Source organism: Pseudomonas sp. C9 (genome assembly GCF_002000165.1).
Taxonomy (GTDB): domain Bacteria; phylum Pseudomonadota; class Gammaproteobacteria; order Pseudomonadales; family Pseudomonadaceae; genus Aquipseudomonas.
This window is the reverse complement of record NZ_MPAK01000001.1, coordinates 452795-475949: the sequence shown is the minus strand read 5'-3', so window position 1 is coordinate 475949 and position 23155 is coordinate 452795. Positions and strand designations below refer to the sequence as shown.

Sequence of the window (23155 nt, the reverse complement as noted above, 5' to 3'; positions counted from 1 at the left end):
AATCAAGCACTGACCGTGGTTTTGTGAGCGACCGGCACGCTTTCAGCCTGACGCTGCGCCGCATCGTGGTAGTCGAGGTACGAACGCTGGATGGCGATGTGATCGGCCACGTACTTGGCGTCGTGCCACACCCCCCAGATGAACGAAGAACCGCGACGCGACTGCCATGGCAGCCCGAGGAAATACACCCCCGGCTCACTCGACACACCGCGCTGGTGCGCTGGCTTGCCCTTGTCGTCGAAGGCGTTGACCTTCAGCCAGCTGTAATCGATGGCAAAACCGGTGGCCCAGATGATTGAGGTGATGCCGGCCTTGGCCAGATCGAGTTCAAGAATCGGATTCTTCACGCATTCCGGATCCGGGAAGGTCATGCGCGCTTCAGGTTCTTCCGGCAGGTCCAGACCATTGCTTTCGATGTAGGCGTCGGCGGCATTGAGCAGCGCCAGGTAGTTTTCATCACCGCGCGCCAGGTTCTCGGCCAGGTTCGGTTGAAACGTCGCCACGCTGCCGTTGAACGATTGGGTCAGACCGACAAGGGTCATGCCGCGATGGGCGAGCCCCCGGAAGTCGACCGTCTTGCCGCCCTGCGCACCGCTGACCGCGATGGTCACGTGTTCGCGACCGGGTTTCATCGCGGCCTGATCCCATTCGCCCAGCACACCCAGCCACCAGCAGAAATCACGGTTGCGGTAGGCGCGAGGCGGGCGGTCGTGCGCGCCGACCGAGAGGTAAACCTGTTTGCCGGAGCGCTGCAATTCATCGGCGATCTGCACCCCCGACGAGCCGGCGCCAACCACGAGCACAGCGCCTTCCGGCAGTTGACCGGGATTGCGATAGTCGGCCGAGTGGATCTGCAAGAACGGTTGATCTTTAGGCGCGATAGGCGGGATTACTGGCGTCTGGAACGGCCCGGTGGCGGCTACCACACGGTTGGCCTCGATCACGCCTTCGGAGGTTTCGATGGTGAAGCCCGGACGGCCGACATTGCGCTCGACTTTGAGCACGTCGACGCCGGTGCGTACCGGTGCGTTGAATTTTTTCGCATAGGCTTCGAAGTAGTCCGCCACGCGCTCTTTGGGGGCAAAGCCGTCCGGGCTGAGGTCGTCGAATTCCAGGCCGGGAAAACGGTCGTGCCAGGCCGGACCATTGGCCACCAGCGAATCCCAACGCCCGGTGCGCCAGCGCTCGGCAATACGGTTGCGCTCCAGCACCAGGTGCGGCACGCCAAGTTTGCTCAGGTGTTCACTCATGGCCACGCCAGCCTGACCGGCGCCAACGATCAGCGTGTCTGTTTTTGTTTTTTCTGTGGTCATCTCTCTACCCTTCGAAGTGGGATTCAGGTCGCTTATGGCCTGCCATCTCTTGGGCTCAAGACTAGGGATCACCCCTGTATCGGTAAAATATTATTAAGCTGGCATTTGAGTATAAATAACTGAGGCAGAACGCTTAGACCCGCCTGGGTGGCGGGTCTGGAGGGAGGGTGTTGCACGGTTAGGGCATCACGCCCAACGCCTTAATGCATCTTGCTGTGATCCATCGTGCCGAGTGCCCGGGCTTCGGCTTGTACTTCGACGGTTTCCTGCTCGCCCTTGGCGTTTTTCACGGTCAGGGTCAGCGGCACTTTGTCGCCTTCCTTCACCTGAGCCACCAGGTCAATCAACATCACGTGGTAGCCATGCGGGTCGAAGTTCACGGGCTTGCCGGCCGGCAGCGGCACGGAGTCGACCTGACGCATGCTCATCACATCGTCTTCCATGCTCATTTGGTGAATCTGTACCGTTTTTGCCGCCGGGGACTGAACGCTCAGCAGGGTGCTGTCGCTGTCGGCTTGCAGGGTCATGAAGGCGCCGGTCGACGGTTGGTCGGCCACGGTCGCGCGAACCCAGGCGTTCTGGACCTGGGTTTGAGCCGACACCTGAAAGGCCAGGCCGATCAGGGACAGGCCCAGGGCCAGTTGTTTGATGCGCTTGAAGGGGGTTGAAGTCATTAGCAGACCTCCATGACGGTGAGCAGGTCTTCTGCGCACTCTTGGGCGGTAAGGGATGCGGACAGGCCCAGGCGCAGATTGCCCCGGGAGTCGAAGACGTAACTGGTCGCGGTGTGGGAGAGAGTGTAGCTGTCACCGTTCGGGACTTTTTCGAAGAACACGCCGAATTCCTTGGCGGTGGCGGCGGTTTCTTCCAGCGTGCCGTGCAGCGCTTCGAACGTCGGGTCGAACGATTTGACGTATTTGTCGAGCATCTGTGGCGTGTCGCGCTCGGGGTCCAGGGTGATGAAGATCACTTGCAGCTTTTCGCCATCGCGGCCCATCAGTTTTTTCGCTTGGGCGGCGCGGGCCAGGGTGGTCGGGCACACCGCCGGGCATTGGGTGAAGCCGAAGAAGACCATCGGCATCATGCCGCGATAGCTGGTCAGCATCTTCGTTTCGCCGTCGGCGTCCTTGAGCTTGAAGGTACGGCCCATGATCTTGTCGCTGAGGTCCTTGCCGTACTTGTACGACAGCTTGCTGCTGTCATCGCAGCCGGCCAACAGGCCGAGGCTCAGCAGGCTCATGCCGCGCAGGACAGTGCGACGGGTATACAACGTACTCATGGGGGAAATCCTGTGTAGCGACGTGAAATCTGTGGCGGCTGATAAATCAGACGAAAAAAGCGGGTGGATATTAACAAACTGTTGCGGTGCGTTGCTCATTGTCGGACCAGCGCTGGTACCAGTACAGCGGCAGAGTCTGCAGAAAAATGCGGATCAGTGGCCATAACGCGATCCCGTAGCAGCTGCCGAGCTCGCGAGGCTGCGTTCGGCTGCGCAGCAGTCGTGAGATCAGACAATGCGGTGTGTCAGGTTCACCGCGCACTCAGGGTTTACGACTGCTGCGCAGCCGAACGCAGCCTCGCGGGCTCGGCAGCTGCTACAAAGTCGGTGTTACGGCAGCTGCTACAAGATCAGCCGGTCATGAGCCATTCGATGTTTATTCGCGAGCGTCAGGAGGCTCGCTACGGCGGCAAGCAATGCACGACGCGTTGCTGCTGAATGCCTCTGTGAGCGTTGCGCTCAGCACAATATTCTACGGCTGCTAAGCTTCGACATTGCAGCGCCCGAGCCACTTCAGGGCGGGCGTTGCGCGTGGCCATGGAGTACGACGAGTGATTGTCGATAACCTGCACGGAGGCAGGCAATGGTGATCAAGCACGTTGGCAATTCAAGTGCCGAGGGTGTCCCCGGACCACTTGATCGTGAAGAAATGGAGCGGGTATTGGCGCAGCTATTGGCCAGCCCGGTGTTTTCCAAGTCCCGGCGAATGGGCAGTCTGCTGCGCTTTCTGGTCGATCATGACCTTCAATGTCCGAACATTGCGCTCACCGAGCACGCCATCGGCCTGGCGGTGTTTCGCCGTGATCCGGCGATTTACTGTACGGGCGATGATCCGGTGGTGCGCGTGCAAGTGGGGCGGTTGCGACGCAAGCTCACCACCCATTACGCCACCACCGGCCAACAAGACGCGATACGCCTGAGCATACCGGCCGGGTGTTATCGACTGGCTTACCAGCGGCTCAGGCCCAAAGGGATCGCGACTCGCCATCCGGTCTTGCAGATTCAGCCATTCACCTGCATCACCCGCGACGGCGATGACTTCGCCCGGGGCTTGTGCGAAGAGTTGAGCTGTAAGCTGTTCGAGTCATTCGAGCAGACGCAAAGCCGTGGCAACCACGTATTGATGAAGGTCGCGCGCAACAGCGTCAAAGCCCCGGACCTGGTGAGGGCCGGGCGCGGCAGTTATTCACTGGAGGGCAGCGTGCGGGTTGAATCGACCCGGGTCCGGGCTTCGGTGCGCCTGATCGATATTGCGCAGGGGCGAATTCGCTGGTCAGAGCAGTTTGATCGCAATCGACCTTACGGCATCGCCACTCAGGAAGATTTGGCGGAGTCTATCTGCCAGTCATTGACCGGGTATTTCGCCCGGGGCGACGGTGACGCTTGAGAAAGCGGGGCAACCGCAAGGTCGCCCCGGATGCCGTGTTACACGACGGTCCAGCTGCCGCCGGAGTAGAGGCGGGTGGCACTGTTGTCGAAGGTCAGGTCTATTTCGACGGATTGAGAGCGCGAGGTACTGAACATGGTGCTGGTCTGCACGTTCTGTTCGAACCAGACCAATATGGTTTCGACCGGGGTCAACACCGTGGAGCCGGTGACGATCTGATTGGACGCCACGTAGATTGGCGTGCTGACCTGCTTGCCATCGATGCCGGTGGACAATTGGCTGATGCCTGGGTGGATCGCGCCGTAGTTATTGATCAGGGTAATCGATGTGTCAGGGCCGCCGGTCGTCGCCGAGCCAAGCAGGCCGGAAGTATCAAGCACTGACTGTTGACCCAGGCCGATGTTGACGATGTTGGTCGAGACATCCACTTGCACGTTGGCCTGGAACGAGTTGGAACCGAACAGCTGATATTGCGGGGTCCAGCTGAAGGTGCTGTTACTCAAGTAGGCGACATAGGACTGCCAGACCACGTTGTACGCTTCGGTGCCGACTTTCTTGGCAAAGCACAGTTTGTAGCCGGACTGTTTCAGCGTGGTCAGGTCGCCGGACGCGATCTGGATCTTCACCGACTTTTGCGTGGCCGCCAGGGTTGAGGTCAGGACCTTGCTGTAGTCGGAGGTTTTCAAGGCCGTTGGTGCGGCCATGATCGATTTGACGGCCGCCTGCACGTCATCATGCAGCTGTTTTTGATGGGCACTTACCGCAGTGGATTTACTCATGATTTCCCTATTCCTTGGAGTGATGTGTTAGGCAATCAATGGCCCTGTTAGCACATTGACGGCTTCACTGTAGGCGGGCAGAACAGGGCGGCGAAGTGTCTTGGCGTTACAGTCGCAGTGGTCATCAACACTGATTCGGACCGGCAGGTAACAGCTGGCGTAACGGGGTTGTATCAAGCCATGAAACAGCGTGGCGATCATTTGACCGCCTCGCCGTGGAACTGCATTGCCAATCACTCGTCCCTGTCGATTGGCATCACTGTGCAATGAAATCGCGAATCGCCTGAATAGTCGCTGCCGGCGCTTCTTCCATCAACCAGTGACCGGCCCCCGGTATCACCACTTCGGTCACGTTGTCCGCCGCATTGCGCATGACGATCGCCTCATTGGCTGCGAAGGATTTTTCACCACCGATGGCCAGCACCGGCATGCTCAACCGCGTCTTCATCGACGCTTCGTTGTCCGCCGCGTCCTGGCGAATGCTGCGGAACTGAGCGAAGGCCGCGTGCATGACGCCGGGGCGGGCATAGAGCTTGGCGTAATGTTGGCGGGTGGCTTCATCGACTTTGCTGCGGTCGCCTGCGAACTCGTTCCAGAACCGGTCCAGGTAGATGCGTTCCCGGCCTGCCACCAGGCGTTCGGCGTCCGGTCCGCCGAAGTCGAAGTGCCATAGCATCGGCGAACGCACGATATCGTTCCAGGGTGGAATGCCGGGTACCGGCGCGTCCATGACGACCAGGCGATCAGTCAATTGCGGATAACGCGAGGCGTAGGCGAAGGCGACCATCGTGCCGATGTCGTGGCCGATGACCACCGAATGCTCGATCCCCAGTGCCGCCAATACCCCGCGGATGTCACCGGCCTGGGTCTTTTTGTCGTAGCCGCTTTCCGGTATCGACGACAACCCCAAGCCTCGAAGGTCCGGCACCACGACTGTGTGGTCCTTGGCCAGATTCGCCGCCAGTGGCGCCCACATGTCACCGGTGTCGCCAAAGCCGTGCAGCATCACCACGGCAGGCCCCTTGCCGCCGACGCGCACATGGATCTTGACGCCTTCGACGCTGATGTCTTTTGTCTGGAACGCCGCAGGGAACGGCGTCACCCCAGCCTGCGCCGGGAGGCTCAGCGCAAGCAGTAAGGCAGTGGTCAGCAGGGTACGCAACATAACGGTGTCTCCCAACGTACGCGTGGAATGTCGCGTACCCCCCCAGCCTGAGCGGGATACCGATTGCAGCAGCGTAGACGGCTTTTCAAAGACAGATTTGCTGTCCGTTACTGGACACGTTTTTCCATGGTCTCTTTCAGTGCTTCGGTCACCAGTTCGCTCACAATCGGTTCTGAAGTCGAGCGCATCTCGCTGCCGACGGTGGCTTGCTGTGCTTTTACTTTTTCGACGTATTGTGAGGTCGGACCGTCCGCGACGAGCGAAGCCAGTTCTTCTTCAGAGAATGACTTTTCATAGGCCTGTGCCAGGTTCTCGTCCCATTTTGGCTGGTACTCGGGCAGCAATGCGGTGATTTCCTCGGAAACGATACGGTCGGCGTCGGCACTGCCGAGCTTCTCGGCAATCATCGAGTAGGACACCGTTCCCTGCGCCGTCGACATGGCAATGGCCGGGAGGTTACTGCCCATGTGTGCCTTGGCGACAAGTGCGCGTGCTTCATTCAGGGCCGGTGTTTCAGCGAAGGCGGGGCTTGAGAGTGAGAACAATAGGGTCAAGGCGATAGCGGCAGAAGCAGTCCAGTTCAAGTTTGGGCTCCATGAGTGATAGAGAAAAGGGACGTCAGAACAGCGTAGACCGAAAGCCGCGCTTTGCGACGGGCAGCGTTTTCCTATTGAGAGGTTTCGCACGCCAGGTCCGATTCAGGCCCGTTGCCCAACCATTCGTTTAATCAATAATCACCATCAAGGAATGCAAGTTCTGTTTTTTCGCCAAGGGAGGAGGATAGCTGCATACCGAACTCGCCTTTGAAGGAACCTGAGCGATGAAAATGTCTACCTTGCTGGCCTTTATCGCCGTATTCACCGGCAGCGTCGCCACCACCGTGCCGGCTTACGCGGCTGACAAGTCGTGCCATTTGCCGCCGGTCGCCGACAGTACAACCCATCTGCAACATGCCCAGACCGTTGGCGTGCTCTACAGTGAAAACACCCTCAACACCCTCCAATACCTTGAGCAGTACCATGCGGTGGCGGTGAACGGTGCGAAAAACCCTCAACTGGATTCGCGCATCAGCAACGCCTTCGTCAACAGTTCCGACCCGCAGCTTGCGATCAACTGGCTGATGGGCTCGCTGCAAAAAGAGTTCGGCTCGGTGACGGTCTACGACAACCTCGACGCGCTGGTGCAGGCACGCCCCGACGTGGTGGTGATGCTGGACACCTACAGCCGCCTGGTGTCCAAGCGCAACAATCAGGTTGAAGCGCGGTTCATGGCCAAGTTCTACGATGCGAACCTGCAGTACATCGGCAAGGCCGAAGGTTCACGCGCTCAACAAATGCCTTCGGTCTGGGTGCATGGCAAAGCGGCCCCGGAGATTGCAGCGCAGATTGACCGGCAGACTGAACTGCAAGTGAATGCGCTGAAGCAGTTTGATGCTTCGCTTAAAGCGCTGGTGACTGCGGGCACTGTGGCGCAGGTGGCGAGTAACTGACTTTTAAGTTTGGTTCATTGATGTGATCGCGGATTTAAAGGTACGCATTACAAGGATCTGTGCTTGAGGTTCTACCCAGCCGACCAAAATGCCACCGCGTTGAGTACCCGGATAGTGTTCGCAAGTGGATCGGACATCGCCCTCGGCCAAAGGGAATCCAGGATCATAAAGTTTCCAGGCATCGTGGACCCAGTCCTTTGCGCTATGCGCCAAAACACCATCGGATGTCGGGTGTGTGACATGCGTGCTGCCGTGTTTGTTGCCTTTACCGAAGGAGTAAATCAAGCGCCTATACGGCCCGTTGGGTTTGGGTATCTCGTTGTTGGAACTGAGAGTTGCTCCATGATGGGGGGCGATCAGTGCAATGGTGCCTTTAGGGGCCAGGCCGGTCATGAAGTGCTTGTAATCGCAATCGCCGGTGAGAATCCAGCTGCGTGCAATCGGGGCATGTTGATCTTCAATCGTCATGACTAACCCTGAGTTATTGCGATCATATCCAGAACCGCGCATGAATCGGAGGATGCGCCCGTCACCTAGTTGCGCCTTCCCGACGCTTTGTGAACCCTGAGGGCTGTAGATCAAAAACTCTCCTCTCGCTTTGCGGACATCGTTGGCGAAGGCAATGTGGGTAGGCCCCACCGTCTGCAAGGGGGCAATCCATTTTAATTTCAGCGCCGGGTATTCACCGAACACGTCAGCTATGTAAGCGCCGGCCCAGTGATCTGAATCCCAGTGCGATAACACCACGGGCGGACTGCTGTAGAAACCAAACTCCAGATCCGCAGGTGTCGTGTGCTGGTTACGGTAAACCCCGGCACCGAGATCAAAGTAAAGCCTCGGTGCGCTGACACCCTGAACGGACTCTTCCAGAAGGGCGCAGGCATTGCCTTGGCCAACATCGAAGACCCCGAGCCATTCAGCCAGGACCTCCCTGCTCAAGAGCTGTTCGAAGTCATTTTGATCGATCCGCGGCAGGTGGCTGAGTGAGAAGATTGTCGACAAACTACGCGCTACCGGGGCTGTCACTAACGCTCCGTTCACAATGACAGAGGAGGGCTCATTGAACATCCTGCGATAGAGGTGGCCCCTCGTACCCTGTTCACCGGAATCGCCTATCCGGGCTTCTGTAATCTGAAAATCTACCCAATGCTCTTCCATTGCCGCCAGCCTATGATCCAGGCCCTCGCCGTCCCCGGGAGCCGCCATTCCAAACCATTCCTCATCATTACGCAGTTCAATCTCCAGTCGATACACGTTCATGCTCTCAAAAGGGTTTGGCAGGCGTTCTTTTTGTTGACGCTCATAGAACAGACGCCAGAGTTGCGCCTGACCCGGACTGCCTTCAAGCGAGAACAACTCGTTTTCGATGCCCATCCTCTTTATCCAGTGTGCTTTCACCAGATCGAAGGCGACCAAGGCATTGCCACCGGCGTCCAGTTCGATATGGTCAAAGCGACCGTATGCATGGCTGGGGACGGGATCATTGTCTACGCCGTCCAGTGGTAGGAAATGACGGTTCATGGTGCCTCCTGCTCGATTGAAACAGCCCGGTAATCAATTCAACTCTTTCAAAAACGCTGACGCCGCAAACCCGTCAATCAACCCGTCACCCTGAAGATCAATACTCGACCATTCGGTATTGACCGGTTTCGCGGTAACCAACTGGCCGGGCTTCAAGCTGCTCACCACGCTGTACTCGGTACCAGGGCCACCGCGCAGCCTGAGGCTGGTGCGCGATATCACTTCGTGGGTAGCGGCGGCATGGGATGTCGCGACCACCGAGGTTTCGACCGGTAGAACGAAAGCCCCGAAATCGTTGGCGTGCTGGGGATTGATGAGGTTGTAGTCGAGGTCCAGGCCGCACAATTTTGCCGATGGGGCTTTTTGCTCGATGTGATAGGCACCGTTTTTTATTGCGTCTTTGGTCCCGCGAAATCCGGACGACATGGCCAGCCATACCAGTGAACACAAGCCGTTTTTTGTCAGCGCATTGGCCGTGGCGCCGGAGCCATAGATACCCACCCGATAGGCTGGCTGAGCACCGGAGATCTCGTTGAACGCCCGCTGCACCCCTTGGAAATAAGGAATGATGTCGCTGGTGATTTCGTTGGTGCTGGCATCGAAGTCGACAGAGAAATAGATCCCCGATCCCTCGGGTTGCCCGATGTCGTTGAGGGCGTATCGGTAGGCTCTGCGTCCCGCCTCATAGCCTTTGATTTCCGAGAAATCGGCGGCATTGTCCTGTCGTTGTTGAAACACCACGGCGATGTTCATGCCTTGCGCGCAAATGGACTGCGCCTCTATAAGCGTCAAGCACTTGTCTGGAAACGTTTTTGAGTTGCTGAAGTTGTAATAACGGATAACGGTTTTTACGTTTTCTTTCGACAGGCAACGGAGTTTTGTCGTGGTGTTGTAGGGGGTGTCGATAATGAGCATGATAAGTTTCCTTTCAGGGGAAGCGCACTTTGCCAACTGCGTGAGCCGAGAAGGTTGGGCTCGGACATATATAAAAGGCGTGTTTTGCAAGTGCGTCAATATGCGAGGAAATTCATGTATGACGAAAGTTGTAAAAGTTATGAGTCAGTGTTAATTGGTTGTGACAAAGTTTGATAAAAAAATGAGAATATTTAAATATTTTGCACCGGTATTTTATATTTGTTTTGTTACTTGCCGGGCCGCAAAGTCCGGCAAGTTTTCAATTTATAATCAATCGTTATAAGCACTGACCCTTCAATCACGCCGATTGCTACGCCGCGCCACACCCGAAACGCTGACCGGAGTAAGAGGGCGTCCTACGACGGCTTCGGCCGAGGAAATGACACTGTGTACGCCCGGGATCGATAGGGTTTCGCCGAGTTCGAGCGCTGCGACCAGAACAAAGCCCACCAGCACCAAGCCACCGGTTTTTATCAAGCCGTTCATTTGGCATGTCCTCGCACAAAGTTTTTCGGTAAGTCATCGCCGTTGGGCACGTCTTTCAAGTCGACTTTCTTGGCATCCGTCGAGTTATCAAACGTGAAGTCGTCGGCGGCAACCTCTGTGCCCGTTTTCCAGTCACTCAACTGAATGCTGTACTGCGGACCACCCTCGACTTGTTTTGAGGTGATGACATAGCGGCAAGGGTAAGGACGCTCGCCTTGAGCGATCCAGATTTGCCAATCAACTTCCTTGGTTCTGAAGGCCAGGTGATCGCATTCGACGCCACCGATGACGCCGCTGCCCAAGTCTTTTATGTCGGTCACTCCCACCATCAACGCTTCCTGGGGGTTGGACCCAAACAGGTCGGCACCGGCTATTGGCCTGCCGTACTTAACCCTTAACTCATCAATCAAATGATCCAGCGTGCCGGTGATGGGCACTTGCGTATAGGCATTCACATTTTTGCCCAGCACAGTCAGCGTCTTACCGTCATACAGCATTTCGATATCTGCAAATCCGCCAGTGCGGATGTTGCGTATTTTGTCTGGCCGGCTGATTACCGTCGTGCCGGAAGCGGCGAGGGCAAGTTTCTGTTTTTCTTTGGTGACGACTTCAAAGTTGGTGTCGTAGTTGAACGATATGTTTTTTTGCGCTGACATATAGTCGGACATGTTCTTTAGCAAATTTTTGGCGTACGCCTCATCTGCCAGCGAAATGATCGGTTGGCTCAAGCCGAGAATCAGCGCCAACCCGGCGCCAGCGATGCGGACTGCCGAGGGTTCAGTTAACTTACGGGCGATCTTTTCCATGGAAGTTCACCGCTTCGGGAATGCCGGGTTGACCAGCGTGGAATTACAACGTTAGTTCCATCACCGTCATTGCGCCGCGTATTGCCCGACCGCTAATCGCATTTACTCAATGATCAAATCTGGTCGTTTGATCCAGCCCATGTTGTCTGTTTCGTGACTGTTGCCAATAAGCGAGGGGTCACCTGCCCATTGGCCGCACCGGTCCCTCCTGATTGTGTTTGCCCGCCTGTTTGGCTAACCTCGCACAAACCCGCAAAATCAGGCATAAACATGCAAGATCAGCATTCCATCGCCGAGCTCCCTTCGGTGCGCCGGCAAAAAATCCTCCTGATCCTCGAGCGCGACGGCAAGGTCATGGCCTGCGAGTTGAGTCAGCATTTTGCGGTATCCGAAGACACCATTCGTCGCGATCTCTCCGAGCTTGCCACCGCCGGCCTGGTGCAGCGGGTGCACGGCGGGGCGCTGCCGCGACCGAAAGACACGGGCAAGGATTTTTTCACTCGGGTCAGCGAAACCGATGAGGTGAAAGCGCAGTTGGCGCAACTCGCGGCGCGCCGGGTTCAGGAGGGGCAGATTGTGCTGTTCGATTCGGGCAGTACAACGCTGCAAATTGCGCGGTCGCTGCCCTCGGACATCTCCATCACGGCCATTACCGCATCGCCGATGATCGCCATCACCCTGGCCGAGTACAAAGGCATCAAGGTGATCCTGGCCGGTGGGCAGCTCAACCCCGCGACGATGTCGGCCAGCGGGCATGAAACCCTGCGGCTGATCGAAGGCATCAAGGCTGATCTGTTGTTCACCGGTGTCTGCGCGATTCACCCGGACGTCGGCATCAGCTCGCTGCATTTCGATGAGGCGCCCGTGAAGCGAGCGATGCTTGCCAGCGCTTCACACGTGGTGGCGGTGATTACGGCGGACAAACTCGGGGCGGTGGAGCCGTTTGTGGTTGCGCCGTGCAATCGCATCCATACGCTGATTACCGAGCAACACGTAGCGTCGGGCAGCGTCGAGGATTATCAGCGGTTGGGCATTGAAGTGGTTCAGGTCGATGCCTGAGTTCAGCCATGCCCCAACGCAATCGCAAACGACACGACGATGAGGCAGGCAAAGGCAAAATTTAAATTCATGAGGGTATCGTCCGACTGATCCGAAAGGACGCCATCATGAATTCGTCGAAGAAAAATAAAAAATTCGGCTTCGTGATTTAAATGATCGAAGGAATTGATACCTGACCAGGCGCTCCGCTTGTTGCGCCTCGGCAGTCGTTGGCCAACCGCCTAAACCAGATACTTGCGAAACCACGCCACGGTACGGTCCCACGCCAGTTTCGCGGCGGCTTCATCGTATCGGGGCGTCGAGTCGTTATGGAAACCATGATTGCAGCCCGGATAAATGTAGGCCTCGTAGGTTTTGCCCGCGGCTTTCAGCGCTTGTTCATACGCCGGCCATCCTTCATTGATGCCCGCGTCCAGTTCGCCGTAATGCAGCAGCAATGGTGCATGGATCCGGGGCACGTCTTCCGCCTTGGGCTGGCGACCATAAAAGGGCACGGCTGCCGCCAGTTCCGGATACGCCACGGCCGCGGCGTTGGAGACCCCGCCGCCATAGCAGAAGCCAGTAATACCGACTTTTCCGGTGGTCGCGTCGTTTTTTGTCAGCCATTCGATGCCGGCGAAAAAATCATTCATGAGCTTTTCCGGATCGACCTTCGCTTGTAGCTCCCGACCTTTGTCATCGTTGCCGGGATAACCACCGACCGAACTCAGGCCATCCGGGGCGAGTGCGATGAACCCGGCTTTGGCGACGCGTCGGGCGACGTCTTCGATGTAAGGATTGAGCCCGCGGTTTTCATGCACGACCAACACCGCCGGCACCTTGCCGGTGACTTTGGTCGGGCGCACGAGATAGCCGCGCACATTGCCGTGGCCCTTGGGCGAGGGGTAGGTGATGTACTCGGCGAGGATGTCCGGGTCGGTAAACTCCACTTGCTCGGCGAGCGCATAGTTGGGGCTCAGGGAAGCGAGCAGTGCGCTGGCGGTCAAACCGCCCAGGGTGAACAGTGCCGCACGATCGAGAAACTCTCGCCGATTGATCTTGCCATGGGCGTAGTAGTCGTAGAGTTCGAGCAGTTCGGGGGCGAAGTCTTTGGCGGTTAGGCGGTCCATAGGGGCGCTTCCCGTTTGGTCAGGATTTGAATCAGTAAAGCAGTGATTGTCTCAGGGGCACTTATTTTCAGTCGTTGCCTGAGCTTTGCAGGGCGTGGGTTCTGGGCACGTGTAGTACCAGGTCACCCCGATTGCAGCCAGGACGATCAATGTGGACAGGACATGGAATATTCGAACAGTCCGTGGTTTCACTGCTTGAACGACAAGCCTTTTGCCGACCGGGCCCGTTTCATCCGAGGCCAGCCTGACGGCTTCGCCGAATCTGCGAAGCTCTTTTTGTGACAGGACAATTACCCATTGACTGGCCATTGCAAAAATAAAGTAGCTGACTGCAATCAGCAGGTAGGTGGTAGCTGGCCATTTACCCTTGTCGCTTCCAATGGTGTAACCCAAGACAGCAATTGAGATGACCTGAAAGTAGGCCCACAGTTTATGGATGCTGTCGCTTTGCTTCTGATAAATGTCGAACGCATCTTTGAATGCAACGTCAGTCATGATTTAGCACCCCAGCTTAAACTTCGACCGACAGTGGGTTTTGTCGCCACAACCCGGACGTTCTTTGCGGGTCGTGGCAAACAAAAGGGCCTACCGACTAATGCCCACCCACCACCATATGACTGAACGGCGCCACATACGCCTGCAACGTCACCAACCCACCCACCAGAATCGCCAGCACGATGGAGTGGAAGAACACATAACGCAGAATTTCCCCTTCATGCCCGTACCAGCGCGTTGCGGTGGACGCCACCACGATCGATTGCGCATCGACCATTTTGCCCATGACCCCGCCGGAGCTGTTCGCCGCTGCCATCAGCACCGGGCTGATCCCCAATTGTTCGGAGGTCACCCGTTGCAAGCCGCCGAACAGCACGTTGGACGCTGTGTCCGAGCCGGTCAACGCCACGCCGAGCCAGCCCAGGAGGGTGCCGAACATCGGGTAGAAAATGCCGGTCGCGGCGAAGGCCAGGCCCATGGTGGCGTCCAGTCCGGAGTAACGCGTGAGGAAGCCCAGGGCGAGCATCGCCGCAATGGTGATCAGCGAAAAACGCACCACCCACAGTGTTCGCAGATACTGGTGAATCAGCTGCGGGATGGAGTAACCCATCAGCAGGCCACCGAGGATTGCCGCCAGCAAGATGCCGCTGCCGGTGGCGGTGAACCAGGTGAATTTATAGATCGCTTCCTCGGTTTTCGGTGCCGGCACCACGGGCGGCACTTTCTCGACTTGCAGGTGCAGCGTGGTGAACGTCACGATCGGGGCGAAAATCGGGTTGGCCTCGCGCATCGGTTTGCCTTGCGGGTCGAGCTTGGCTGCGCTGGTTTGCGGATCGATGGCCGGGCGGGTATCAAAGGTGTTTTTGAAACCTTGGGTGCCCCAGATAAAGACGAACACCGTGAGGATGATCCACGGCATCCACGCGCGCATCACGGCAGGCTTGGCATCACTGGCAAACGTCGCGCTGGGTGCGGTTTTCTGTTCATGCTCGGCATCGATTTTCGAGTTGTCGACGCGCCCGGTCAGTGCGGCCGAAGTGTGCACCGAGGCCGGTTTCCACACTTTGAGAAAAGCCGTCAGGCAGGCCATGGAAATCAGCGCGGCGATGACGTCCACGAGCATCGGGCCGTGGTAGTTGGACACGAGAAATTGCGGTATCGCGAAGCTGACCCCCGCCACGAGGATCGCCGGCCAGATTTCCAGCATCTTGCGCCAACCGGCGAAGGCCCAAATCAACCAGAACGGCACAAGCACCGAAAAGAAGGGCAACTGCCGGCCGACCATCATCGACAGCTCCATTTCATCCAGCCCGGTCACTTTGGCCAGGGTGATGATGGGCGTGCCCAGCGCGCCGAAGGCCACCGGTGCCGTGTTGGCGATCAACGCGAGGCCGGACGCGGCGAGGGGCGAGAAGCCCAGCCCGATCAGGATCGCACCGGTCACCGCCACCGGCGTACCGAAACCGGCCGCGCCTTCGAAGAAGGCACCGAAACAGAAGGCAATCAGCAGCAATTGCAGGCGTCGATCGTCGGTGATGCGTGCAATGGAGTCCTGCAGCACTTTGAACGAGCCATTTTCGGTGGTCAGCCGGTGCAGGAAGATGATGTTGAGCACGATCCAGCCAATCGGCAGCAAACCGTTGGCGGCACCGAACAGCGCGGCCGAACCGGCCATGTTCGCCGGCATACCGAAAGCGAAAATTGCGATCAGCAAGGCGGACGCCAAGGCGAACAATGCGGCCATGTGCGCTTTGATGTGGAAAAACGCCAGGGATGCCAGCATCACCACCACCGGCACTGCCGCCATGAGCGTGGAAAGCACCGGGTTATTGAAGGGGTCGTAGACTTGTTGCCAAACCATGTTCCACCTCTGCTTCTTATTGTTGATCGTGCAGGCCCCGGGCGGGGTTGGTGGGAAGGAGTATAGGTGGCATTACGCCGCTGTCTCGGCAGGTTCATCGCCGTGACCACCGGGTGCCGTCCGACGATGAACTTCTACTACGCTCAAAAAGAATGACTGGCCCGATCCATTCACAATGAGAGGGAGACAGCGATGACTGAACGCCACGAGGAACACAAGGAGACGCTTTCCAACGGATGCTCGATCAGGGTCAAGGCCGAGATACTGAAAGACGGCTCCCTGAAAATGTTGATCGGTGTGTACCGGCCGGACGGTTCGGTCATTGAAGAGGACCACCATCCGTCGCCGCACCTGTTGGACATGGAGGACGCGATGGACTGGGCCATCGAAAAAGCCAAAACCGTCGGTAACAGTCAGCAAACGCTGTAAGAGCGGTGCAGCACCGCTCTGACCGACTCGGCTACTGCGTACCGAACATGGCCGTCCAGTAAATCCCCGAATCGCTTTTCGGGTCCACCGCGTAAGCCGCGCCCAATTCACGGAACTGCGGATTCATCAGGTTGGCGCAATGACCGGGGCTGGCCAGCCAACCGTCGACGACCTTGCGCACGGAGTCTTGCCCGGCGGCGATGTTCTCGCCGATCTGCTGATAGACATAGCCCGCCAGTTCCGCCCGGTCTCCCGGCGTGCGACCGTCGCGGTCCTTGTGATCAAAATAGTTGTTGTTGGCCATGGCCCGCGAGTTGGTTTCGGCGGCGGACGCGAGGGTGGCGTTCCAGGCCAGCGGCGTGGTCGCGGTAAATGGCTGGCCGCCGCACTGACGGGGTGTACTGCGCGCGGCGTTGAGCTCGACCAACAGCTTCTGGCCTTCGGCGGCGGCATCACCCAGGCGCGCGGTCAACAGGGGGCGGGCGAGCACGATGCGCCAGTCGGTGCCTTGGCGGCTGACGCCGATGTCGATGAATTTCGGGTCCAGCACCACCTGGCAGAAGCTTTCCTGTACCGCCATCATCGCCGCTTGCGCATCACGCGGGCCTTTCAGGGATATCGCTTGCACGTTGAACATCGGATACGACGCACGCACCATGGCCTGCTGCAAGTCGACCAGTCCGCTGGCCGGCAATACCAGACGCGGATCGCTGGTCAGCGGAGGCAACTCCGGCGAGACCTGACCGCCGCAACGCTGCGACAGGCTGCGAAAGGCGTTGATCGAATCGGCCAGTTGCGTTTCTTCGGACGCCATCGCCGTTGCGGCAAGCATCAGACCCAACGACAACCCCGAAAAGCGCAATGCGGATGATAAGACGTGCATGGAAACCCCCTTGGACGGACTGCGCCCATGATGCGCGAACTCCCCCGGTACAAGGCAATGGCTTTTTGCAGTTTGTTGCTCAGTAGTTGACATGATTTGGCTACTACACTGATCCGACACCTCCCGGAGTGTTTTCACCATGTCCAGCAAATGGATAGCCGTGCTTCTCACTGCTGCTCTTTTCGCCGGTTACGTCGTCGCGGATGAGCAACAACAAAAAAAGCAGGTGGCGGAAGGCAAGGCGCAGGTACTTGAACAAAAGGCGGCGGAGAAGGGCAGTGATGCGCCGGTGCCCAAGTCCGAGACCATCACCCCGTCCGAAGTCCAGGCGGTCGACCCGGCCGGCAAGTCCCCGCTGGACGATGCCATTACCTGCATGGCCCGCTCTATTTACTGGGAAGCCAAAGGCAAGGATTCGGCCGACATGGAAGCGGTGGCCAACGTTGTCATGAACCGCCTCGGTCACGAGGGTTTTCCCGACACCGTGTGCGCAGTGGTCAAGCAAGGCTCCGAAACCAAGCGCTGCCAGTTCTCCTGGTGGTGCGACGGGAAATCGGACTCGGTCCAGGAAGAAGGCCAATATGCGGTGGCCAAGGAAATCGCGCGCAAGGCGCTGAACAAGCAACTGCCTGATCACACCGGTGGAGCGATGTACTTCCATGACAAGACGGTGAAACCTGACTGGGCCAAGGAGTACATCAAAACCGCGAGTATCGGGTTGTTTACGTTCTACAAGCCGCATGACGGGTCGGCGAAGTAAGTCGGCCGACCCTGAGGCTCCAGCGCTTTAAACCTCACGCCCATGCGCTACCGCGGCCAGTTGCCCGGTATCGACCCGGACAAACACCGAGTCGCCCACTGCCGTGAGCACGTCGTCGGCGTACACCTCGCAAATCACCCGGCTCTTGCGCCCGACGTCACCCTCGACCCTGGCGCGCAAGGTGAGCGCAACGCCCATCGGTGTCGGTTTGATGAACTTGATGCCAAGGCTGCCGGTGACGCAGTCGATACGCGGCAGTGAGCCAGGCTCGCGGTTTTCGGCCCGATAGTGGTAAGCCATGGCGGTCCAGTTCGAGTGGCAATCAACCAACATCGCAATGAGCCCGCCGTACACCAGATCCGGCCAGCCACAATATTTGGCCTCGGGCAGGTGCTCGGCGACCACGTGTACCCCATCGGCATCCCAGCGGCTTTTGACGTGCAGCCCGTGAGGGTTACGGCTGCCGCAGCCGTAGCAAACGCCATCGGGTGCGGCGCTGTCCTGCATGGAAATATCGAGCATGGTTGTCCCTTGTTGTGCTTGAAGTCCGTTGCGATTAAACCGCTGGAGCAAGGGGAAGTCCATTGGCGTCATGCGCTCGGTGGAACGCCCTGATGGGATGTCAGAACTTCGCGTAGTTCAACGCATCGACAATGGCGGAGCCGCCAATACCGGTCAGCGACAGCAACAACGCACGAATCAACGGGTCTTCGGAGTAGCGGGAGAACGAACCGGTATTGAGCGTCGCGATGCGGTCGCGGATCATCTGGAATTTTTCGTAATAGCCCGGCTTTTTGGGGGTCTCCAGCAGGTAGGCATCGATACGCTGCAGTGCCAGCGTACGAGCCTTTTCGGCCGCCCGACGGAGCGACAGTGCGGACGCGAGCAGGATCAGCGTGGTCAGCAGGAATGAAATGACCACGCTGGGGGGCGTCGGCCAGTTGTCGAACTGGCTGCTGCGCGATGCCAACAGAATCAACATGACCACCGTCGGGGCATAGATCAGGCGGCTGACCGCTGAGGTGCGCTTGGCGATCAGTTGCAAGTCCACCCATTCATCGATGCAGGGGTGTCTGAGAACGCCAAAGATTTTCCCGTGTTCCTGCTGCAGCTTTTCGGGCCAGATCGCGTGGTGATTGCTCAGGTGCCGTATGAATCGTGTCAGCAGCAGGTTGGCATCCACGACCCAGAACACCAGCACCTGGAACGCCAGGGTCGGGATCAGCCAGACGAACATCCACATCATCGATTGCCCGCGCACCGGAACCTGTTCCATTGGCCAGATCACAAACAAGACGCTGGTGACCACGATGAACACCCAGGTCGCGAGCAGAGCGCGCAAGAGGCGGGCGCCGAACGCTCCGCAGATGCAGTGCTCACCCCAGAAGCGTGCGATGGAAATCATTTTTCGTTCGTCGTCGCAGTTGGCCTGGATAGTTGTACAAGTCTTTGACCAGTTGTCATTGGTACTGACCAGCGGGAAAAAAATCAGCAGCAGGAAATACCCAAATTCATTGCACCAGCGACGAAAGTTCCAGCGCCTTCCTTTATGGAAAAAGTGCAGTACCTGGCGGCACAACCCCAATCGATACCTGCGCATGAATGCGTGCAATTGGTAGGCGCGTTCTATCTCGACCCTGTTGACGCGCAGGTTGCGCCAGCCCCATGCCAGTGCCGAAATGGAGATCAGCACGGCGGCGACGCGCAGTCCCACCGTCGGCCAGGCACTGATGCCTTCAAACAGGAACATCGGCTCGCCGAACCCAAAGTTTGTCAAGGGGCCGCGCTTTTGGTACGCCAGCATCAACGCGAGGACAAATACGACGAGGGGGACGACGATGTACCACGATGGGGAATCGTACACGCCGCTGCTGGCGCTGGCCGTCGCGTTATTGTCTTGTGCCAGCCGCTCGAGGCGACGGATCCGGTTTGAGGTGATGATGCCCAGCAGGATCAGCAAAAACGTGCCCCAGAGAAACCCGACATACCAGAAGTGGGTGGCGATAAATGCACAGGCTACCGCGATCATATACAGCGTCATGGGCACGCCGCGTGCCCAGGCCAGCTTCGTTTGTGTGGCCATTTCCGGCCCCGAGATCCAGCGCCAGACGACGAACCCGGCCAGTAGAAGAAGGACAAACGTCAGCGGTCCGGCCAAGAAAAGCGATTGAGTACTTTTGAAGTGCTCGCGCACTGACTTGGAGGTTCCAGGGTAGGACAGGGGTGACGGGTCTTGAAGGCAGTCTAAGGACATCAAATCGTGCGGATGTATTTCTTGATCCGAACGGTTCGACTCGGACTGTACGTTGCATTTCTGTGTGCGCTTTTGGTCTATCGGGCTCGCCAGCGGAATAAAACCGTTGATGCCCACCTCATAAATGCCGGGCAATAGCTTCGATGTTGAATAGTCGAATTTCTCTCGCTTGTCATGGAACGATTGCGGCGCCAATGCCGCCTGAACGGCCACAAACACCGAACTTTGCAGGCTGTCGCGAAATGGCGGCACGTCTTGCTGCAGGACGCGCGTCAGGGTCAGCCCATAAGGTGCCGCCAGTATCAGGTTGCGGGTGGTTTCCGCCTGACCTCGTTGCAGCATGCGCGCGTCGAGGTCCGTGGAAAAATACAGTTTGTAAGGCATTCGACTCTTGAGCGCCTGTAACACCAAGAGTTTGTCGTAGGTATCGACACCTAATATGCCGATTGCGCCAATGCCGGGCATGCCGTCTCGTCGATAGGCTGCGTCCTCGCGTGCGATGTGGTCGGCAAGGCGTCTCAGGTAGTCGAGCTGGGAGTTTCCATCGGCTTTCTCCAGTGGGCTGAGGTCAAATTTGCCGGCGTCCTTGTTATTTTTGCTGGCATCGCTGCTGGCGGTTTTGTCATTGCTCGCGGCTTCCTCGGGGAGGCGTCCGTCGAGGCCCCGTAGATAGCTGAAACGCAAAACCCATTTGTCGACAAATGCCTTGTCGCCTTGTTCACTAAACCCTGCATTGTCGGCAACCCAGGTCTTGAAACTTTCGATCAGTGCGCGGCTATAAAAGCTGTCCCATTCGGAAATCAGTGCGATTCGGTCTGGCGCAAGCGACCAACTGCTCTGTACGCAAGTTTCTCCGTCTCGCTGCAAGCCGCCTTCTTTATTGCAATGCAGGCTGGTGGCCGGATCAACATTGCGCAGCTTCAGTTCCGCCAGCATCAATTGCGCCATGGTGCCGTCGTCGTTGACGGTGCGCAGCAACTTCATGGGTTGTTTGTCTTGTATTGGCGGCTCAGGAACATTGAGGCGGTTTTTCAGTGTCAAATTGTTCGCAGTGGCCAGGGGCGAGTAGATCTCGACATTGGGTGTTGCCCGGGCGTTGGCGTCATCCTGATACATAGCCCGCAGCACGGTTGAGGTGGCGGGGCCGATGACTTTCAGAACAGTGCGATTGTCAGGCACGCCTGTGCAGGCCAATGGGTAACTGCTTTCGAGAGTGCTACACGCCAGGCTCTGGCGCAGCTTTTCCAGTTGCTGCAATGGCTGTGAACCCAGTGCGTCCTGTTTTAGCCAGAACACGATGGTCTGCTCGGCGGGCTGGGGGGCGCCGGCAAGGGGTTTTGGTGGGTCGAATGGATTGGAAACGAATATTTCATACGGCACATCGATGAAGCGCTGGTTCGGCGAAGGATCTACCGACAGATCGGCCGCCAGCCTCAAACAATGAATGTACTGCTCTTGATCCGGCACCCGTTGAGAGTTTTTAAACCCGGCAAGCAGGGCATATCGAGTGCGGCGTCGGCGCTCGACTTCGTCAGCGTAGGGGCCACCTTCCACCAGCGAAACCATGATGTCGGGCGGGGTGGGCGCTCCGGGCGGCGGGGAAACCCTGGGCGCGCATAAATTCGCGGCATCCGGACTATCGATGTCGTTAAGTTTCTTGCGATAACGCTCCAGCGCATCAAACGGGTCCTGCCATAACCGCGCTTCGATCGGCAACTGCGCTTGAAATTGTGCACCGATGGGGCGCGGTTCAAGGAACGGTTCGCGGGTCAGTGCAAACGTAGAGACGACCAGACTGAAGATGACTGCGCTGCCCGGCAGCCAGAACGCCAGGTTAGTACCGGAATCCTTGTTGCTGTCCATGGCCCATCCCTCGAATGGCCGACGCTACTAGGTTATTTATAGACCTGTTTTACAAGTTGGTTTTGTTGAGTGCTTAGTTCTTTTAGTTGAGCGTGTTATTGCCCTGTAAGTTGTAACGTGGCCAATACACAAGTATGAAATTTAACGCGAAATAGAACGGGTTGAGGAAGTTGCATAACGGCATTGTTCGATCCATTGATCGCAAAGCCTGTTGTCCAGAATGCCAAGTGGCGTAGAGTCCACCTTTTATGGCCTGAAACCCCTCATACCACTTTTAAGGTCGTCAGCCGTGCACAACATCGGACTCATCGTTTACCCCGGCTTCCAGGTACTCGGCCTCGCCATGTGCGCCACTTTCGAGCTGGCCAACAACACTACCACCGAGCCGGTGTACAGCCTTTCACTGCTGTCAGAGCACGGCGGCACGGTGCAGACCTCCGCCGGTTTCGGCGTGGAAACCAGCGCTTTTGATCAGCGCACTTTCGACACGCTGCTGGTGATGGGCGACAACGTGATTCGTCCGACGTCGCCCGGCGTGGTGGCGTTTTTGCGCAGCGCCAGCCAGACCACTCGCCGTATCGGTTCGATCTGCACCGGCGCCATCGCGCTCGCCGAGGCCGGTTTGCTGGACGGGCGGCGGGCGACCACGCATTGGTGCCATGCGCCGGCCTTGCAACGAGCGTATCCGAAGGTGATCGTCGAGGAGGACCGTATTTTCATCAACGACGGCAACCTCTGGACCGCCGCGGGCATGAGTGCGTGTGTCGACCTGGCTTTGGCGTTGGTGGAAAAAGACCTCGGTGCTGACGTGGCGCGCACGGTGGCCCGGCAATTGGTGGTGTATCACCGCCGCGCAGGGGGGCAGTCGCAGTTTTCGGTGATGCTGGAACTCGAACCGAAGACCGACCGCATCCAGGCGGCATTGACCTACGCCAAGCAACACTTGAAGTCGGCGTTGTCGGTGGAGCAATTAGCCGAGGCGGCCAATCTGAGCCCTCGGCAATTCAGTCGGGTGTTCCAGGCCGAAACCGGGCAATCACCGGCCAAAGCCGTCGAAAACCTGCGGGTTGAAGCCGCGCGGCTGATGATGGAAACCGGGCGGCACGCCATTGATGTGGTCGCCACCGAAACCGGTTTTGGCGACCGCGAGCGCATGCGTCGGGCGTTTATTCGCGCGTTCGGGCAGCCGCCGCAGGTGATTCAGCGCGCGAACCGGACGTGATAATCGGCATGTCCTAAAAGGTGGTGTATTCGGCATTTAAGACAAAATATGATTGCCGTAATCTTTATCTCGTTGAAGCC

Annotated in this window: 23 protein-coding genes; 7 read left to right on the top strand and 16 right to left on the bottom strand. The window is 57.9% G+C overall.

Going from position 1 to position 23155, the window contains the following annotated elements; translation table 11 throughout:
- Positions 1-2: 2 nt before the first annotated feature.
- From BMS17_RS02215 to BMS17_RS02205, 3 genes are all read right to left on the bottom strand, one after another.
- Complete coding sequence (locus tag BMS17_RS02215) at positions 3-1349, bottom strand: flavin-containing monooxygenase (protein ID WP_371916718.1); 1347 nt, start codon at positions 1347-1349, stop codon at positions 3-5.
- 164 nt (positions 1350-1513) lie between these two features.
- Complete coding sequence (locus tag BMS17_RS02210) at positions 1514-1987, bottom strand: copper chaperone PCu(A)C (RefSeq protein ID WP_077430321.1); 474 nt, start codon at positions 1985-1987, stop codon at positions 1514-1516.
- Positions 1987-2592, bottom strand: coding sequence for an SCO family protein (locus tag BMS17_RS02205; RefSeq protein ID WP_046027686.1), 606 nt, complete (start codon positions 2590-2592; stop codon positions 1987-1989). Before BMS17_RS02205 ends, BMS17_RS02210 begins: the two co-directional genes overlap by 1 nt.
- Before the next feature lie 63 nt (positions 2593-2655).
- On the opposite strand from BMS17_RS02205, the gene BMS17_RS30885 reads away from it, so the two are divergent.
- The gene (locus BMS17_RS30885; RefSeq protein WP_371916694.1) at positions 2656-3030 is read left to right on the top strand and encodes a CstA-like transporter-associated (seleno)protein; all 375 of its coding nucleotides are present in this window, start codon (positions 2656-2658) and stop codon (positions 3028-3030) included.
- Positions 3031-3175: 145 nt separating this feature from the next.
- Positions 3176-3979: a hypothetical protein gene (locus BMS17_RS02195; RefSeq protein WP_077430319.1), complete on the top strand. Its 804-nt coding sequence runs from the start codon at positions 3176-3178 to the stop codon at positions 3977-3979.
- 38 nt (positions 3980-4017) lie between these two features.
- On the opposite strand, the gene BMS17_RS02190 is transcribed toward BMS17_RS02195, so the two are convergent.
- The 3 genes from BMS17_RS02190 to BMS17_RS02180 all read right to left on the bottom strand — a co-directional run bounded on the left by BMS17_RS02190 (position 4018) and on the right by BMS17_RS02180 (position 6507).
- Positions 4018-4758: a hypothetical protein gene (locus BMS17_RS02190; protein ID WP_046027683.1), complete on the bottom strand. Its 741-nt coding sequence runs from the start codon at positions 4756-4758 to the stop codon at positions 4018-4020.
- A gap of 256 nt (positions 4759-5014) precedes the next feature.
- Positions 5015-5923, bottom strand: coding sequence for an alpha/beta fold hydrolase (locus BMS17_RS02185; RefSeq protein WP_046027681.1), 909 nt, complete (start codon positions 5921-5923; stop codon positions 5015-5017).
- 107 nt (positions 5924-6030) lie between these two features.
- The gene (locus BMS17_RS02180) at positions 6031-6507 is read right to left on the bottom strand and encodes a hypothetical protein (RefSeq protein WP_046027680.1); all 477 of its coding nucleotides are present in this window, start codon (positions 6505-6507) and stop codon (positions 6031-6033) included.
- Positions 6508-6743: 236 nt separating this feature from the next.
- On the opposite strand from BMS17_RS02180, the gene BMS17_RS02175 reads away from it, so the two are divergent.
- Entirely contained in the window at positions 6744-7412 is a 669-nt protein-coding gene (locus tag BMS17_RS02175) for an ATPase (protein WP_077430318.1), read from the top strand.
- 3 nt (positions 7413-7415) lie between these two features.
- Here BMS17_RS02175 and BMS17_RS02170 read toward each other — a convergent pair whose 3' ends face one another.
- The 4 genes from BMS17_RS02170 to BMS17_RS02155 all read right to left on the bottom strand — a co-directional run bounded on the left by BMS17_RS02170 (position 7416) and on the right by BMS17_RS02155 (position 11140).
- Positions 7416-8933, bottom strand: coding sequence for a hypothetical protein (locus BMS17_RS02170; RefSeq protein ID WP_077430317.1), 1518 nt, complete (start codon positions 8931-8933; stop codon positions 7416-7418).
- Positions 8934-8966: 33 nt separating this feature from the next.
- Positions 8967-9848 carry a DUF1906 domain-containing protein gene (locus tag BMS17_RS02165; RefSeq protein ID WP_052961858.1) on the bottom strand — a complete coding sequence of 294 codons (882 nt, stop codon included), beginning with the start codon at positions 9846-9848 and terminating at the stop codon, positions 8967-8969.
- A gap of 294 nt (positions 9849-10142) precedes the next feature.
- The gene (locus BMS17_RS02160; protein ID WP_077430316.1) at positions 10143-10334 is read right to left on the bottom strand and encodes a hypothetical protein; all 192 of its coding nucleotides are present in this window, start codon (positions 10332-10334) and stop codon (positions 10143-10145) included.
- Positions 10331-11140, bottom strand: coding sequence for a DUF2092 domain-containing protein (locus BMS17_RS02155; RefSeq protein ID WP_077430315.1), 810 nt, complete (start codon positions 11138-11140; stop codon positions 10331-10333). The genes BMS17_RS02160 and BMS17_RS02155 overlap by 4 nt, the downstream gene beginning before the upstream one ends.
- A gap of 270 nt (positions 11141-11410) precedes the next feature.
- Between BMS17_RS02155 and BMS17_RS02150 the strand changes: the two genes are divergently transcribed.
- Positions 11411-12199, top strand: a complete 789-nt coding sequence (locus BMS17_RS02150) for a DeoR/GlpR family DNA-binding transcription regulator (RefSeq protein WP_046027676.1) — start codon at positions 11411-11413, stop codon at positions 12197-12199.
- Between the two features lie 221 nt (positions 12200-12420).
- Here BMS17_RS02150 and yghX read toward each other — a convergent pair whose 3' ends face one another.
- The 3 genes from yghX to BMS17_RS02135 form a co-directional block, all read right to left on the bottom strand.
- The gene (gene yghX, locus BMS17_RS02145; RefSeq protein ID WP_077430314.1) at positions 12421-13308 is read right to left on the bottom strand and encodes a YghX family hydrolase; all 888 of its coding nucleotides are present in this window, start codon (positions 13306-13308) and stop codon (positions 12421-12423) included.
- 51 nt (positions 13309-13359) lie between these two features.
- Positions 13360-13803, bottom strand: coding sequence for a hypothetical protein (locus tag BMS17_RS02140; RefSeq protein ID WP_046027673.1), 444 nt, complete (start codon positions 13801-13803; stop codon positions 13360-13362).
- A 97-nt stretch (positions 13804-13900) separates the two neighbouring features.
- Complete coding sequence (locus tag BMS17_RS02135; RefSeq protein ID WP_046027672.1) at positions 13901-15664, bottom strand: L-lactate permease; 1764 nt, start codon at positions 15662-15664, stop codon at positions 13901-13903.
- Between the two features lie 192 nt (positions 15665-15856).
- Between BMS17_RS02135 and BMS17_RS02130 the strand changes: the two genes are divergently transcribed.
- Positions 15857-16093, top strand: a complete 237-nt coding sequence (locus tag BMS17_RS02130) for a hypothetical protein (protein ID WP_046027671.1) — start codon at positions 15857-15859, stop codon at positions 16091-16093.
- A 31-nt stretch (positions 16094-16124) separates the two neighbouring features.
- On the opposite strand, the gene BMS17_RS02125 is transcribed toward BMS17_RS02130, so the two are convergent.
- Complete coding sequence (locus BMS17_RS02125) at positions 16125-16976, bottom strand: CAP domain-containing protein (protein ID WP_046027670.1); 852 nt, start codon at positions 16974-16976, stop codon at positions 16125-16127.
- A gap of 139 nt (positions 16977-17115) precedes the next feature.
- Between BMS17_RS02125 and BMS17_RS02120 the strand changes: the two genes are divergently transcribed.
- Entirely contained in the window at positions 17116-17736 is a 621-nt protein-coding gene (locus tag BMS17_RS02120) for a cell wall hydrolase (RefSeq protein ID WP_046027668.1), read from the top strand.
- Between the two features lie 27 nt (positions 17737-17763).
- Here the strand turns inward: BMS17_RS02120 and BMS17_RS02115 are convergent, their stop codons facing one another.
- Positions 17764-18258: a PaaI family thioesterase gene (locus tag BMS17_RS02115; protein WP_046027667.1), complete on the bottom strand. Its 495-nt coding sequence runs from the start codon at positions 18256-18258 to the stop codon at positions 17764-17766.
- Between the two features lie 100 nt (positions 18259-18358).
- Positions 18359-21853: a hypothetical protein gene (locus BMS17_RS02110; protein WP_077430313.1), complete on the bottom strand. Its 3495-nt coding sequence runs from the start codon at positions 21851-21853 to the stop codon at positions 18359-18361.
- Between the two features lie 289 nt (positions 21854-22142).
- On the opposite strand from BMS17_RS02110, the gene BMS17_RS02105 reads away from it, so the two are divergent.
- Positions 22143-23075, top strand: coding sequence for a GlxA family transcriptional regulator (locus tag BMS17_RS02105; protein ID WP_046027665.1), 933 nt, complete (start codon positions 22143-22145; stop codon positions 23073-23075).
- Positions 23076-23155: the final 80 nt, after the last annotated feature.